Source organism: Photorhabdus viridis, assembly GCF_040256935.1.
Lineage (GTDB): Bacteria > Pseudomonadota > Gammaproteobacteria > Enterobacterales > Enterobacteriaceae > Photorhabdus > Photorhabdus viridis.
In genome coordinates this window covers 1-865 of sequence record NZ_JBEJZY010000191.1, presented here as the reverse complement: position 1 = coordinate 865, position 865 = coordinate 1, and the positions used below count along the sequence as shown (strand labels likewise).

The window sequence follows — 865 nt, the reverse complement described above, 5'->3', positions numbered from 1 at the left end:
TAGCGGGATGTAAAGTGAGGTTGTTTATTTTATTTTAATTGTAACCAATTGATTTAAATTAAAATAAATAATTTAATTATGGGCTGACTGCGCTATTGTATTAAAGATGGCAAGTCTGGCTATTTTGTTATGATAAATAAATTCTTTTTATGTAAATAAATGTAATTTTATTTATATTTTATTAAAGTAGAGTATTTGTTTTTTGTTTTTTGTTTTTTGTTTTTTGTTTTTTGTTTTTTGTTTTTATAGGAATTATATTTATTCGTCCTTTAACGTATTGTGCTGTTTGATAAAAAAAGACTTGATTTATATATGCACCCGTTAAGAGGATGTAATGATTCCCTAATAGTCCATGCTATTAAGGAATCATCATCATTGATGGCGAAGGGATAGCCCGATTAATTATTTTCACCCCGATTAACCTCCGGTTGGGAAATGCCTGATCTGATTTATTGTTTTCCGGATTTATTCTGACTGACTCCCAGATCTTTATTCGGCTTGAGTTCCGTTCGGCCCTGAATGCCGTCGCTTGCCAGCGATGACAAAAGGTGCCGGACTCTTTATCAACAACAGGAGCGTAATATTATGGCGATCCCCGCGTATTTATTGGTTGAAAGATGACGGTGGCGCCGACATCAAAGATCCGGCCAAAGAGAAACACAACCACCTGGAACGTGTTGAGTGCTGCTACGAAAAAATCACCTGGACTGACCAGGTGTGATGGCGGGCGCCACAGGCGCCGCGATGGAAACCGCTAAAACAAACCATGACCTTATGGGCCTCGGTATACAGCTATGGGCAGCATCGTACCCGAAGCGACCGGGAAGCCAGTGGGAGAAAATGATGAACAACACCACCCCGGCGA

At 39.4% G+C, this 865-nt stretch carries 1 protein-coding gene; it reads left to right on the top strand.

From position 1 onward, the window contains the following. Nucleotides 1-529: 529 nt before the first annotated feature. Complete coding sequence (locus tag ABR397_RS22895) at nt 530-721, top strand: hypothetical protein (RefSeq protein ID WP_350307715.1); 192 nt, start codon at nt 530-532, stop codon at nt 719-721. The last annotated feature ends 144 nt before the right edge of the window (nt 722-865 follow it).